At 35.1% G+C, this 14,777-nt stretch carries 16 protein-coding genes; 14 read left to right on the forward strand and 2 right to left on the reverse strand.

Features of this window, described 5'->3' with window-relative positions:
- The first annotated feature begins 127 nt into the window (after positions 1-127).
- The 12 genes from JZO69_RS10095 to JZO69_RS10150 all read left to right on the forward strand — a co-directional run bounded on the left by JZO69_RS10095 (position 128) and on the right by JZO69_RS10150 (position 10,953).
- Complete coding sequence (locus JZO69_RS10095; RefSeq protein ID WP_347401586.1) at positions 128-487, forward strand: GntR family transcriptional regulator; 360 nt, start codon at positions 128-130, stop codon at positions 485-487.
- Complete coding sequence (locus JZO69_RS10100) at positions 484-1,191, forward strand: ATP-binding cassette domain-containing protein (RefSeq protein ID WP_242586701.1); 708 nt, start codon at positions 484-486, stop codon at positions 1,189-1,191. Before JZO69_RS10095 ends, JZO69_RS10100 begins: the two co-directional genes overlap by 4 nt.
- Positions 1,175-1,837 carry a hypothetical protein gene (locus tag JZO69_RS10105; RefSeq protein WP_207112751.1) on the forward strand — a complete coding sequence of 221 codons (663 nt, stop codon included), beginning with the start codon at positions 1,175-1,177 and terminating at the stop codon, positions 1,835-1,837. Before JZO69_RS10100 ends, JZO69_RS10105 begins: the two co-directional genes overlap by 17 nt.
- 10 nt (positions 1,838-1,847) lie before the next feature.
- Entirely contained in the window at positions 1,848-3,857 is a 2,010-nt protein-coding gene (locus JZO69_RS10110) for an ABC transporter ATP-binding protein/permease (RefSeq protein ID WP_207112752.1), read from the forward strand.
- A gap of 21 nt (positions 3,858-3,878) precedes the next feature.
- Entirely contained in the window at positions 3,879-4,409 is a 531-nt protein-coding gene (locus JZO69_RS10115; protein WP_207112753.1) for a hypothetical protein, read from the forward strand.
- A 101-nt stretch (positions 4,410-4,510) separates the two neighbouring features.
- Entirely contained in the window at positions 4,511-4,912 is a 402-nt protein-coding gene (locus JZO69_RS10120) for a DUF3224 domain-containing protein (protein WP_207112754.1), read from the forward strand.
- The gene (locus JZO69_RS10125) at positions 4,905-5,792 is read left to right on the forward strand and encodes a helix-turn-helix transcriptional regulator (RefSeq protein WP_207112755.1); all 888 of its coding nucleotides are present in this window, start codon (positions 4,905-4,907) and stop codon (positions 5,790-5,792) included. Before JZO69_RS10120 ends, JZO69_RS10125 begins: the two co-directional genes overlap by 8 nt.
- Before the next feature lie 79 nt (positions 5,793-5,871).
- Complete coding sequence (locus JZO69_RS10130; RefSeq protein ID WP_207112756.1) at positions 5,872-6,303, forward strand: hypothetical protein; 432 nt, start codon at positions 5,872-5,874, stop codon at positions 6,301-6,303.
- Positions 6,304-6,978: 675 nt separating this feature from the next.
- Entirely contained in the window at positions 6,979-7,248 is a 270-nt protein-coding gene (locus JZO69_RS10135; RefSeq protein WP_207112757.1) for an ACT domain-containing protein, read from the forward strand.
- Between the two features lie 75 nt (positions 7,249-7,323).
- On the forward strand, positions 7,324-8,667 hold the full coding sequence (locus JZO69_RS10140) for a PFL family protein (protein WP_207112758.1): 1,344 nt from the start codon (positions 7,324-7,326) through the stop codon (positions 8,665-8,667).
- A gap of 137 nt (positions 8,668-8,804) precedes the next feature.
- Positions 8,805-9,194, forward strand: a complete 390-nt coding sequence (locus JZO69_RS10145) for a DUF1149 family protein (RefSeq protein WP_207112759.1) — start codon at positions 8,805-8,807, stop codon at positions 9,192-9,194.
- 367 nt (positions 9,195-9,561) lie between these two features.
- Positions 9,562-10,953 (forward strand): L-cystine transporter, encoded by a 1,392-nt coding sequence (locus JZO69_RS10150; protein ID WP_207112760.1) that lies wholly within the window; start codon positions 9,562-9,564, stop codon positions 10,951-10,953.
- A 77-nt stretch (positions 10,954-11,030) separates the two neighbouring features.
- On the opposite strand, the gene JZO69_RS10155 is transcribed toward JZO69_RS10150, so the two are convergent.
- Complete coding sequence (locus JZO69_RS10155) at positions 11,031-11,840, reverse strand: MBL fold metallo-hydrolase (protein ID WP_207112761.1); 810 nt, start codon at positions 11,838-11,840, stop codon at positions 11,031-11,033.
- Between the two features lie 115 nt (positions 11,841-11,955).
- Here JZO69_RS10155 and JZO69_RS10160 point away from each other — a divergent pair, with 115 nt between their 5' ends.
- A complete protein-coding gene (locus JZO69_RS10160; RefSeq protein ID WP_207112762.1) occupies positions 11,956-12,327 on the forward strand; it encodes a VOC family protein in 372 nt (123 codons plus the stop codon).
- 218 nt (positions 12,328-12,545) lie between these two features.
- Entirely contained in the window at positions 12,546-13,487 is a 942-nt protein-coding gene (trhO, locus tag JZO69_RS10165) for an oxygen-dependent tRNA uridine(34) hydroxylase TrhO (RefSeq protein ID WP_207112763.1), read from the forward strand.
- A 92-nt stretch (positions 13,488-13,579) separates the two neighbouring features.
- Here trhO and JZO69_RS10170 read toward each other — a convergent pair whose 3' ends face one another.
- Positions 13,580-14,683, reverse strand: a complete 1,104-nt coding sequence (locus tag JZO69_RS10170; protein WP_207112764.1) for an SLC13 family permease — start codon at positions 14,681-14,683, stop codon at positions 13,580-13,582.
- Between the last annotated feature and the right edge of the window lie 94 nt (positions 14,684-14,777).

Genomic DNA, 14,777 nt, shown 5'->3' on the forward strand with positions numbered 1-14,777 from the left:
TAGCCTGAAAGACAGCAATTTATATCAGTGATATAAATTGTTTTTTTTAATTCCTCTAAAATAAGTTTTATCAGCTGAGTGTGTGACCTAAGTAGTACAGCATTGATCTAGAAAAGGGAGGATGTAAGTGAAGTATGACGAAAACAGACCAATCTACCAGCAAATTGTAGAACAGATCGAATATTGGATTATCAGTGGACACTTTCAAACAAACGAAAAAATACCCTCTGTTAGAGAACTAGCAGAAACGTTAGAAGTCAATCCGACAACTGTTCAAAGAGCATACAGTACTTTAGAAAAAGAAGGCATGTTGATCAATCAGAGAGGAGTAGGTAAATTCGTGACAAGTGAAGCAGAAAAAATCATAGAGTTACGGTTTCAATTAATAGAAATGTATTTAGAAACGTTTATCAGCCACCTAGACAAAGTTGATTTAACTAAAGAAGAAAAAGAACACATTATTGAGCGAATAGTGAGGGAAAAATGATGAATCAACTACAAGTGAAAAACATCGGAAAAAAATATGAAAAAGTAGTTTTTCAAGATGTATCTTTCAAATTAAATGAGGGACAAATATTAGGAATCCTTGGAAAAAATGGAACAGGAAAAACAACCCTACTTGATTGTCTCGCAGGTCAAAAAAAAGTAACGACTGGAATGCTCATGTACAATGACCACACACAAAATAATGAGTTGTTTCAGTCAGATATTGCTTATGTCTCTACGAAAGATTGGTTTGAAGAGTCTGAAACGATTCAACAAATTCTTAAAGAGTACACTATTTTATTTCCATCTTTTCAATTAAATAAAGCAGTGGATCAATTGTTGCTATGGCAGATCTCTATAAAGCAAAAATGGCATGAGCTTTCTCAAGGAAGTAAAGTAAAGGTGAAAATCGTGTGTGAATATGCTAAAGCAACCAATATTTTGTTGTTGGATGAACCGTTTGCTTATTTGGATTATTCTTCTCGTTTGCTGGTCAAAAAAATGCTGAGAAAAGCCAGTGGAGAAAATAAAATAATCGTGGTTTCCACAAATTTTATTGAAGATATGGATACTTTATTTACAGATGTTTTGTTTATGAACCCGTTTAGATATTGTGAAGTGATCAATCTTGAAGAATTACGAGAACAAAAAGGATTATCCCTAAAAGAAATTTATAAGGAGGAAGCTGATGATACGCTTATTTAATTTTTACCATGAAAAAAGCAAGAAGATTTTTTTTAGTAGTTTACTTTTGATTTTGACAAGTTATTTTGCAAAATATGTTTTTCAGTTAATAATGCCAGAATCACAATGGAGTCGTTTACCCATCTTGATTTCTGTGATTGCATCAATTGTGTTAGTTTGGCGGATCAATCAGTTAGATATCCAATCAAATCGTCAAACATTGGCTAGTACTATCACACAATCAACGTTTAGTAAAATCATTGCAAAGTATTTGCTTTCATTTTTTCAGGTTTTAGTGATTGCAGCAATCAATCTTTTATTTAATGCAGCTACAATTTCTTTAGGCGTAACTGAACTGCTGATTTTAACAGTAGAATTAGCCGTTTATCTTGCTGGGATGATCAGTTATTTGATTTTATTTCGAGGAATCACTGCCAAACTTTGGCTGCCAAATATCTCAAAAACTTTCGTCGTAGCTGTCGGTTGGCTCATAATTATCCTGTTAAATGACGTCGCTCGTTATTATTTTCCCCAAAGTATAGCGATTGAATTGCCTATCAACAGTGGTGCACTGTATCCAAGTACATTTATTTTGAATGCTTGTTTATCAGCAAGTATCTTGTTCGGTTATTTATGGTTAGAAAAAAATCAAATTGAGGGTAGATAGGAGTAAAGAGATGTATCAATTAAAAAAAGTCTCGAAAAGTTTTTCGATCGACAACAAAAAAGAACCCGTTTTACATGAAATAACTACAACATTCGAAGCTGGAGACTTCGCTTTGATTCTTGGCGCGAGTGGCAGTGGAAAGACAACATTATTAAATATTATCAGCGGCTTGGATACAGAATATGAAGGAGATATTTTCTATCAAGGGAAAAATTTAAAAGAAGAAAACATGGATGACTTCCATAAAAATGAAATAGGCTTTGTTTTTCAAAGTTTTAATTTAGTTTCCCATTTGTCTGTACTTGAAAATGTCAAAAGTGCCCTTTATTTAGATAAGACGTTAAGTCCTTCTCAACGAACGGATCAAGCGAGTCGGCTTTTAGCTAAAGTTGGTTTATCAGATCATTATAACAAATACCCAAACCAACTTTCAGGAGGACAAAAACAACGTGTGGCGATTGCTAGAGCACTTGCTAATGATCCTAAAGTGATTATCGCAGATGAACCCACAGGTGCCCTAGATTCAGTAACCGCCACTGCAATTATTGAGCTATTAAAACAATTAAGTAATGAAGGTACTTTGGTAATCACAGTCACGCACGATGAAAGTCTGATGAATTATGCAACTAAAGTTTTAAGAGTCAAAGATGGTCATATTTTAAAAGATGATAGAATCAAACAATCTAAGCCAAGTCAGGAACAATCGACACCCAAAGCTAAATCCAAAGTTGCTCTTTCTCTAGGCGCAACGCTGCAACTTGTTAAAAAGAACTTCTTTAGCAGAATTTTGAGGAATTTGCTAGTCGCATTTGGTACCTCAATTGGGATCACGGCTATTTTATTAGCTTTAGGAATTGGTAATGGTATCACCAACGTTTTAGGAGAGATGTTTCAAACGGCGTATTCCCCAAATCAGATTACAGCTTATTACCAAGACCCAGAAAGAGGCGGACCACCAAGACCTTCAGAGGTACTAAGCAAAAATGAAATTCAAAAGCTTACAGAGTTATATCAAAATGAAGGGATTACGGAAATCTATTCAAGAGCCAATGTGACTGGCATTCGTTTCAAATATGAAGACCAAGTGATTGAAAAATTAGCACCAACTCAAATGGATGAAGCAACTATGAATCAAAAAAGATACCAAACAAATACCGTAGCAGATGGATATTTATTAGCTGGAACCTTTGTATCAGCTGATGCTCAAGGAATTATTTTACCTTCCTCAGCAGCAAAAGAAATATTAGGATTAAAAAATTCGGAAATGACAAAAGAAAATGTTCAAGAATTGATTGATAAACCAATCCAATTAGTTTATCAAGGACGTGACAAAGGGGCCGACATTCAAACAATAGAAATAGAAACATCGATCAAAGGAATTACATCACCAGATGAAGAAGGCTTTGTTCAAGGCTTCATGGCGTCACCAATAACATTTGCAAAAATGATTGAAACGATTGGAATCGATAAACCTGTATACACTGTAGATGCATTTGCAAAAACACCCAAAGCAGCAGAAGCTTTTATCGAAAAGTATAAAGAAGATCCCGAATATGAAAACTATGCAATTACAAACGCCTCTTCTTTTTTAGACACGTTTAAACAGTTCACTGATATTATCGTTTATCTCTTAGCTTTTATTGCAGGTCTATCTTTGATCGTTGCAGGCGTGATGATTGCTGTTGTTTTGTATATTGGCGTGGTCGAACGAACAAAAGAGATCGGTGTTTTACGTGCGATCGGGTATAAAAAAGCATATATTAAGCGATTATTTAGAATGGAAGCAATTTATATTATGTTTTTATCAAACGGCCTTTCAGTTGCGGCGGCGTACGTGATTCAATTAATAGCAAATCCGCTGATCGAGTCCAATATTGGGTTTAAAGAAGTGATTCAGCTAACGCCGGTGAATGCTTTGGTTATTTTAGGTACAACTAGTTTATTAGGCGTGATTTTCGCTTTATATCCAGCAGCAAAGGCTGCAAAATTAGATCCAATCACAGCATTACGCTACGAATAAAAATGAAAGTAGGAAAAATAAATGAAAAAATTATGGAAGAATAAAATCTTTAAATATGGCTTGATCGGAATTGTTTTAATTGCAGTAGGAGCAGCTGGATTTTTAGGCTATTATCGTATGTCAAGGGTCCAAGGAGTGAGTTCAAGCTATGAAATAAACAAGGAACTAAAAGATAAGCCGAATGCATACAAAGCAGTAATTTATAGCCAAGATCGTGCGTTTAAAAATGAGGTGATTGATGAAGTTAAAAGTAATTTAGTAAATGAAAATATTTACTTGAAGGTGGAACCTGTTGAAGAAATTGGAGAAAATAAGGTTGAAGACTGGGATAAAATAATTATCTTGTCTACTGTTCAATCAAGTGACCCTCCAAAACCAGCATTAGATTATATCAATAAGCATAAAGACGAGAAAAAAATAAGTATTTATTTAACGGCAGATTCAGGAGTCTGGTCAAAAGATCCTGGACATCTAGAGGTGACAACAGCAGCCTCTAAATCAGAAAATGTAACTGTGTTCAGTAGAAAAATCAAAGAATTTTTAGTGGACTAAGTATTTTCACTAACTGAAATAAATTAAAAAAAATAGTCGGTTGTTCGCTTGTAAAAAGAACGTATGTTTGCTATCCTGTTATTCATAAGGGGGGGATAAGCATGAATGCAACATTTAACGTAACAAAATGGGATGAACAACCAGTAAGCAAAGAAGAGATCGATTTCCCAATAAATCGAGTTCGGGCTGAGTATGAACTTGAAGGGGATTTACAAGGGAAGGCTTGGGTTGAGTATCTTCTATATTATTTAGAAAGCAATCAAGACGACGGTCATCTTGCAACAGCAAGAATTTCTGGATTTCTTCACTTTGAAGGCCAATATAAAGGAAAAACAGGAACCTTTACAGCGGCTGAAAAAGGGATTTTTGATAAAGGCTTACTTGATTCTCCGGGAATGATCATTAAGAGTACGGGAGAGTTACACGCATTGAGTGGCTCTTATCAGTATGATTTTGTTGGTGAAAACAGTAAATTAATCTTGGATTTTAAGGACAATGAATAGTCTATCCAGATTGTTTTATATTATGCATTATCTGACTGTTCATAGCAAAGTCAAGGCGATAATATTAGCAGAACAATTGGAAGTTTCTATACGTACGATTTATCGAGATATCGATACCTTATCTTCATTAGGATTTCCAGTATATTCCCAAAATGGGCGAGACGGCGGGATTCGTTTATTGGACACTCACCAGCTGTCTGCTACTTTTGTCGATGATGATGAACAGGATCAGATTATGTTCGCTTTACAAAACTTAGCAGCGACCGATTTAAAAAGTTTTACACCACTAGTCAATAAGCTATCCTCCTTATTTAATAAAGAAGTGGAGCCTTGGATCGATATTGATTTTTCAACTTTGGGACGAGAAGATGAGGCAACAGCAATTAGACGGATCACTAAGGCTAAAAATCAAAAAAAGTGTATTATTTTTTTCTACACTAATGGTAATGGCAAAAGGACCACAAGAGAAGTTATGCCGAATAAATTGATTTTTAAACAAAACGCTTGGTACTTAGTTGGCTATTGTTGTGTTAGAGAAACTACTCGACTATTTAAATTAAGACGAATGACTGAATTGATCATATCCGAAAATGATATTGATGAAGCGTATTTGATCAAAGATTACCAGCCTGAGTTTGCAAAGATATATATTGAATTTAAGATAAGAAATGAGCTGCTTTATCGAGTACAAGAAGACCTACTGGGTATTGAAATAGAGCAATCAGCAGAATATACGAAAGTAAAATCGTGGCAGGTAGAAGGAACTTGGCTGATTTCTTACCTATTATCTTTTGGTGCGGCAGTCGAAGTGATGAAGCCATCTAAATTAAAAACACAAATCAAAGATGAGGTCACAAAAATCAACCAAATCTATTTTTGATTCGTTTATTTGAAATTTCATTTTACCTCTTGAAAGAATGCCTATTGATTGAGATAATAGCAAAGAAAAGAGGGATCATATGGGACAAATTTGGCTTGAACGATTACTTCGCTGGAATGCAAAGATTCAAAAATTATTGGTAGGACGATATGCACGGATGGATCAATTGAACAATATGTTGATGAAAAGCAGCTTAGTCTTATTATTACTCAATCTATTCTTACCGACATCCATCGCTTTTTGGCTAGCAGTAGCGCTACTAATCTGGATAAACTACCGTTTTTTCTCAAAAAGAATTTATCCACGTTCAAATGAAAATACTCGCTATGTCTTAAAAATGCAGCAGCTTAGAAAGAAATTCCACAATGCAAAAGAAAGAGTTAGCGAACGTAAGACCTATACCTTTTTCAAATGCCCAAATTGTAAACAACAATTGCGAGCGCCTAAAGGAAAAGGGAAGATTAAAGTAACCTGTTCAACTTGCAAAGAACAATTTACTAAAATAGTATAAGGAAAAACTTCTGAGAAGATTCACTAAATCTCAGAGTTTTTTTATTTATTTAAAAAGCGAACAATATTTATTTTTATGGGTATTTCGTTCTGATTTTTTGTTAACAATTGCACAGATTGTGATATAATAGGAAAAACTTATTTTGCTTTTGAAAGAGAATGATTTATTCAGTTTTTGAATTATCTAGCTTCATGAACCAGCTTCTCGGAAAAAAGATAAAATATGAATGAGGCAAAAAACACCTCAGTCATATTTTCCTATTTTTCATCGAAGCTAAACGGTTCATTCAGCTTTTAAAATTATCTAGCTTCATGGACCAGCCTCTCGGAAAAAAGATAAAATATGAATTGAGGCAAAAAGCACCTCAGTCATATTGTTCTATTTTTCATCGAAGCTAAACGGTTCATTCAGCTTTTAAAATTATCTAGCTTCATGGACCAGCCTCTCGGAAAAAAGATAAAATATGAATGAGGCAAAAAACACCTCAGTCATATTTTCCTATTTTTCATCAAAGCTAAACGGTTCATTCAGCTTTTAAAATTATCTAGCTTCATGAACCAGCCGCTCGGAAAAAAGATAAAATATGAATGAGGCAAAAAGCATCTCAGTCATATTTTCCTATTTTTCATCAAAGCTAAACGGTTCATTCAGCTTTTAAAATTAGGAGGAATCGATATGCGTGCGGTATTAACGGTAATTGGTAAAGACAAAGTAGGGATCATTGCAGGTGTTAGTCAAAAATTAGCTGAACTTGATATGAACATTCTGGATGTTTCTCAAACGATCATGGATAGTTATTTTACAATGATGATGGTATTGGAAATAGGTAAGGAAAAAAATAATTTTGAAAATATCCGCTCAGAATTAAATACTTTGGGTGAGAAGCTCGGTGTGACGATCAGTATTCAAAATGAAGAAATCTTTAATGCTATGCATAAATTATAATAATCAACGGTGGGCTCCTAATTTTCTGTGAACCTGAACGAGCCCGCTATGCTTTTAAATTTAGGAGGTATCATTTTGGAGACAAATCAAATTTTAGAAACTATTCGCATGATTGAAGAAGAGAATTTAGATATTAGAACCATTACAATGGGGATTTCTTTGTTAGATTGTATCGATAGCGATAGTGATCGAGCATGTCAAAAAATTTATGAAAAAATTACTCGTTTAGCAAAAAATCTAGTAAAAGTTGGAGCAGAGATTGAGACTGAGTACGGAATTCCTATTATAAATAAACGAATTTCTGTGACACCGATCGGCATTATCGCTGCTGCTAGTCCAGATAAAGATTATGTAAAATATGCTAAAACTTTAGACAAGGCAGCTCAGGCAGTTGGAGTTAACTTTATTGGTGGGTTCAGTGCTTTAGTTGAAAAAGGCTATCAACATGGCGATGAGATCTTGATTAATTCAATTCCTCAAGCACTTGCGGAAACAGAGTTTGTTTGTTCATCCGTGAATATTGGCTCAACCAGAGCAGGAATCAATATGGATGCAGTTCGTCATATGGGCTATGTAATCAAAGAAACTGCTGAAAAATCAGATATGGGCTGTGCAAAATTAGTTGTTTTTGCAAATGCTGTGGAAGATAATCCATTTATGGCTGGTGCTTTTCACGGTGTGGGTGAAGCGGATTGTGTGATCAACGTAGGTGTCAGCGGACCAGGAGTAGTCAAACGAGCATTGGAGAAAGTCAAAGGAGAACCTTTTGATGTTGTTGCAGAAGTAGTAAAACAAACTGCTTTTAAAATTACCAGAATGGGGCAATTAGTTGGTAAAATCGCTTCAGAACGCTTGAATGTTCCTTTTGGAATCGTTGATTTATCTTTGGCGCCAACTCCAGCTGTTGGAGATAGTGTTGCTTATATTTTAGAGGAAATGGGTTTAGAAAGTGTGGGAACACACGGAACAACTGCTGCGTTGGCTTTATTAAATGATGCTGTGAAAAAAGGCGGTGTGATGGCTTGTAATCATGTTGGTGGACTATCAGGCGCATTTATTCCAGTTTCAGAAGATGCGGGAATGATCGATGCTGTTAACAATGGTGCATTAAACTTGGAAAAATTAGAAGCGATGACAGCAATTTGTTCAGTTGGTTTAGATATGATTGCGATTCCAGGCGAAACCTCAGCTGAAACGATTGCTGCAATGATTGCAGATGAAGCGGCAATCGGCGTGATTAATCATAAAACTACTGCGGTCAGAATCATACCTGCTAAAGGTACCGAGGTTGGAGATATGGTCGAATTCGGCGGTTTATTGGGAAGAGCCCCAGTTATGAAAGTTAATGAGTATGCTTCAACAGATTTTATTTTAAGAGGTGGTCGAATTCCAGCACCAATTCATTCCTTTAAAAATTAGATTAAAAAAAATTTTCTTAGTATTTGTTAGAAAAAGAAGTATGTTATAATATATGAAAGACAACTATTATTTTTTACAAGATTCACAAGATTAGAGATAATGGCTATCGGACATAAAAGAAAAAGGAGAATAACGCCGTGGAATTAAAACGTCAACAAGAAGTTGTAGAGGCTTTTCATTATGATATGCGTACAGAAGATATGGAAGAAGTAGAAACAGACCTTAGAGTTGGATTTTCACCTATCGAATCGACAGATGAAAATTACCCAAAAGAAAATTCAATCATCGCAGCTCGTTTAGAGTTTCGTTTAGTTTTTGAGGAATATATTTTGTCAGGCTCAGTTAGTCAAATCAATCACGTGATCGATCACAAAATTGAAAAACAAGAAGATATCAGTCAAGAAGAAGTGGATGAATTAGTTAGTCCGTTGTTCAGTATCGTTCAACGCATGGCATATGAAATCACTGAAATTGCTTTAGACATACCTGGTATCCAATTAAACTTCCAATCAGCACCAGAAGCATAGTTGTCAGGAAGCCTTAAATTTAACCAGTATAAAGAGTTTGCGATAGTTTTTGGCTATCACAAACTCTTTTTTCTATCATTATAGAAACAAAATAATACCCCTCAGGCTATTAAATCAGTTACAATGTACCTATCACTGAAAATGAATTGATTTATTTTTAGGGCGGATCGTTGAAGAATGATCCCCGGGAACCTTTACTTCCTTTGATGTACTTGTCATTTCAATTGCGTCTTCTGGTCTCACTAGCTAATTCTTCAGAAAAAAGATAAAATTTAACTGTGACAAAAAAACTTCACAAATATATTTTCCTAATTTTCTGTCAGAATTGAACGAGCCCGTTACGCTTTCAAATTTAGGAGGGAAAAAAATGACAACACTCATCACTGTTTTAGTGGTCCTTGCTTTTCTTGCAGTGTTATACGTCTTTTATCGTATGCAAACAAAACACTACAAATTTTCAACACGTGTTTTTGCTGCATTAGGTGTCGGTATTGTATTAGGTGCAATTATTCAATTCGCATTCGGTACCCAAGACAAAGTTACAACGCAAGCAATGGAATGGATCGGTATTGTAGGTAATGGATATGTAGCGTTTTTACAAATGCTCGTAATCCCCTTGGTATTTGTTTCTATCGTAGGAGCATTTACTAAGATGAAAGAATCCAAGCAAGTTGGAAAAATTAGCTTTACTGTCCTAGCAACTTTGTTAGGAACAACGGCTATAGCAGCCTTGGTTGGAATTGGAACAACATTATTGTTTGGACTACAAGGTGCAAAATTTACAGAAGGAACGGCAGAAACGGCACGAATCGCAGAACTTGCGACTCGACAGGAAACCGTTGAAAACCTATCAATTCCTCAACAAATTTTATCTTTTATTCCTAAAAATGTTTTTGCAGATTTTGCCGGTACTCGTCCAACTAGTACGATTGGTGTGGTGATTTTTGCTGCATTCGTTGGGATTGCTTATTTAGGTATTAAAAGAAAAGCACCAAAAGAAGCAGAATTTTTTGCAAACTTGATCGACAGTCTTTATAAAATCACGATGCGTATCGTGACATTAGTTTTACGCTTGACACCTTATGGGGTTTTAGCGTTGATGACGAATGTTGTCGCAACAAGTGATTTTGATGCGATCCTTAACTTAGGAAAATTTGTATTAGCTTCTTACACCGCATTGATTATCGTAATGCTGGTTCACTTAGTAATCTTGATGGCAGTCAAAGTAAACCCAGTGAATTATTTGAAAAAATCATTCCCAGTATTAAGTTTTGCTTTTACTTCAAGATCAAGTGCAGGAGCAATGCCTTTAAATATTGAAACACAAACAAAAGCTTTAGGCGTTGATGATGCCACAGCAAACTTTGCTGCAAGTTTTGGTATGTCAATTGGACAAAATGGCTGTGCAGGGGTTTATCCAGCTATGTTGGCTACAATAGTTGCGCCAACAGTTGGAATCAATGTCTTCAGTTTAGAATTTATCTTGATGCTAGTTGCAATCGTAACAATCAGTTCGTTTGGTGTAGCCGGTGTCGGTGGTGGAGCAACATTTGCTTCATTGATCGTGTTGGGTGCAATGAACTTACCTGTGGCAATCGTTGGCTTGGTGATTTCTGTAGAACCATTGATCGATATGGCTAGAACAGCAGTTAACGTTAGTGACAGTATGGTAGCGGGAATCGTGACTAGTGCACGAATCAAAGAGTTAGACCGTGATGTGCTGAATGATAGTAGTCTAGTTATTGAAGAAAATGCTTAAAAAGTGATTCACTTCTCTTCCCCAAGAGAGTTCAAATAAAAAGAAGGTAAGTCTCTTACAAGGGACTTACCTTCTTTTTAATCCCACTCCAGTTGCAAACCAACGCCGACTTCCTCAATTGGAATTTGATAATGAATTTCAGCTTTAGCTTGAAAGGAAACACAATGGCAAGGATATAGTGTTTCGATTTGATTATCTTTAAAGTATTCGATTGTTTTATCTAATTGTGAATCAACCTCAAATAAGTGAAAACCGCCAATGACACGTTTGATAGTTTGAATCCCAGTGACTTGTTTTGCATATTCACAAATATTGCTGATACCGCTGTGAGAACAGCCTGTGATAATAGAAAGACCATCATGACCTTCAAAAACGAGTGCTGAGTCATCTAGAACATAATCAGGTGTAAAAGCCATCGATAATTTTGTTTCTCCTACTTGCTTACGAGGTTCAAACGTTACTAATTCAGGTATTTCACCAAGAAATGTAATGTTTTGAGAAAGTTTTACTGGTTTTTTTGTAAGAAGTAAATCGTAACTTGCTTGAAGTTCTTCTTTAGTTACAGCTGAACCTATAATCAATCCTTCTTCTTTTTTAGGAAAAAAAGTGAGTGGATGCGCAATGATTTGCGGCTTTTCTTTTGTAAAGAGACTGGAAATTTGATTCAATCCACCAGTATGATCGTTGTGACCATGTGACAGTGCCAATTTTGTAACTTGACTTAAATCGATATTAAGTAAGTCTGCATTTTTTATAAAAACATCACTGTATCCTGTATCAAAAAGAATTTTTTCGTCGCCATCCTCTATAAAAAAAGATAATGCAGGTTCTCCTAAATAGTAGTGATCGATATAAACATTATTATCTACCAAAACAGTTAATTTCATTCTTTCTCCTTTTCAAAGCAAATTTATTTTCATAAATCTTACCATAAGCTATGATAGAAAGTATATAATAGATAAGAATTTGTATAAAAGTAAAGCGAAAGATAGGGGTAATAAGATGTTTACTAACCAAATCAAAATAATGTTATATGTAACAAATGTAGAAGAATCAAGCAAATTCTGGCAAAAAATCGGTTTTGTAGAAAAGGAAAGAGATGCAGTTGACGGTACATTAGTTGTGGAGATTGCACCAAGTGAAACGGCAGAGACGATGATTGTGTTATACGATCTAGAATTTATCCAACAACATTCACCAGAAGTTGCAGGCAATACGCCGTCATTGATGTTTTTTGCAGACGATGTCATCAATTTATACAAAAAAATGAAAGATGCTGGCGTGCGTGTCGGCGAGCTAGTTCAATTACCAACTGGATTAGTCTTCAACTTTGCCGATAATGATGAGAACTATTTTGCGGTATCTGGTCAATAAAGAGTCAATTTAAATGAACTACCCAAACATTTCTAGGTGTAGGTAGTTTTTTTCTATGGAACGTTTGTCTATTTCCGTATGTTCACTATTCCACAAGCAAATAGCTCGCTTTTCCTATTTCCTTTTTTATATACTGAATACGTATGAAGATAAAATATGGACTGTACAGTTATTATGGAGATAGCAAAACAGTTTCTAAGAAAAAGGAGAAAGATAAAATGGATTACCGCGTATTACTTTATTATAAATATACGACGATTGAAAACCCTGAAGAATTTGCAAAGGAGCACTTAGCTTTTTGTAAGTCGTTGAACTTAAAAGGCAGAATTTTAGTAGCAACTGAAGGAATCAATGGTACGTTGTCAGGAACGATTGCTGAAACAGATGCTTATATGGAAGCGATGTTAGCTGATGAGCGTTTCAAAGATACGTATTTCAAAATCGATGAAGTAGCAGAAAATGCTTTCCATAAAATGTTTGTTCGTCCTAGAAAAGAATTAGTTTCTTTAAGCTTGGAAGAAGATGTTAACCCGTTAGAATTGACAGGAAAATATTTAGAGCCAGCTGAATTTAAAGAAGCATTGCTAGATGAAGATACAGTTGTAATCGATGCTAGAAATGATTATGAATATGATTTAGGTCACTTCAGAGGCGCTGTTCGTCCAGATATACGTAACTTTAGAGAATTACCACAATGGATTAGAGACAACAAAGAACAATTTATGGACAAAAAAGTTGTCACTTACTGTACTGGTGGTATTCGTTGTGAGAAATTTTCTGGCTGGTTGATCAAAGAAGGCTTTGAAGATGTAGCCCAACTTCATGGTGGAATCGCTGTTTATGGAAAAGATCCAGAGACAAGAGGCGAATTATGGGATGGAAAAATGTACGTTTTTGATGAACGAATCAGCGTTGAAATCAATCATGTCGATAAAAAAATCATCGGTAAAGACTGGTTTGACGGCACGCCTTGCGAACGCTACATCAATTGTGCCAATCCGTTCTGTAATAAACAAATTTTAGCATCAGAAGAAAACGAAGCGAAGTATCTTGGCAGCTGTTCAGATGAATGTCGCCATCATCCTGCAAATCGTTATGTGATGAGAAATGAGCTATCAGAACAAGATGTGAAAGCTAGACTTGAAGCGATTGCGAATTAATTAATTTAAATCCAAAACGGTATTTTACCTTAAACACACCGACCTCCAAACGTCAGATTTCTGATTTAACGTTTGGAGGTCGGTTTAGTTTATTATAATATAAAGTTAAAAAGCATGATGAAGAAGAGTAAAAATACTACGTTTATAGCAGTGAACTGCCAAAGAAAAGCTTTTGATTGTTTAGGATAGTACTCTTTATATAGTTTAAAACCAATCAAATTAGCTAATGAAGCAATGATCGTTCCTAAGCCTCCCACATTAACACCCCAAAAAAGTGCCTGAGATTGATCTGTAAATGGTGCAATCAAAATAGCTGCAGGAACATTACTGATAAGCTGGCTGACTAGAATACTGCCCAAAAAAGTACGTGTACTTGTCGTAAATTGTTCTTTTATGAACGAGGAAAGGAACTCTACTTGGGCAAAATTTCCAACAGCAATAAAGAAAAAAACAAATGTCCATAACAATTTATAATCGATTTGAGTAAGTATATTTTTATCATAAATGGTGAGAATGATTGTAGCAACTGGAATTATCAGATAATAGGGGAAGACGTTGAAGACACCTAAAAGAATGAACCCTCCAATCATGCTTAAAAAAACTGTTTTATTTTTATTAATCATTGGCAGCTGATTATGTTGGTCAGGAATCGGTCTTTTTTTGATAAATAGAAAAGAAATCAATAAAAATAAACTTGAAGATAAAAGCAGTACAACAGACCACTTGAAAAAAGTCAAAGTGGACAGTGAATAGTAAGAAAATAAAAACAGATTTTGTGGATTGCCAAATGGGAAAAAGCTACTACCTAAATTTGCAGCAACAATCAGCAAGACGGCACCGAATAGTTTATTTTCCATTTCTGGAAATTTCTTTATGATCGTCAAGTAAATCGGCATCAGCGTAAGAATCGCGACATCATTCGTCAGGATCATTGAGCTAACAAACGATAGAAAGACAATATTTCTGATTAGGCTACGAGTAGTAGAAGAAAAATCGATCATCTTTTCAGCAAAATAATTTAGAATGCCTAATTTCTCAAGGTTCTTAACAAAAAGCATCAAGCCAAATAAGCAAAAAATAACCTTGAAATCAATAGACTTTAATGAGAATTTACCGAAATAACAACTGATAAGAGCAATCAAAAAAGAGAGTGAAAATAATAAATCATTGGTAAAAAAGGCATATAATCGTTTCATTGAACAACGCTCCTTTTATAGTCTGTTCAAATTTACTGTAAAAAAATAAAATTAGCAAGTGTAAAGCAAAAGCGAACAAAAGAAGATGGATTGC

The sequence above is a fragment of the Candidatus Enterococcus ikei genome, assembly GCF_017316105.1.
Classification (GTDB): domain Bacteria; phylum Bacillota; class Bacilli; order Lactobacillales; family Enterococcaceae; genus Enterococcus_L; species Enterococcus_L ikei.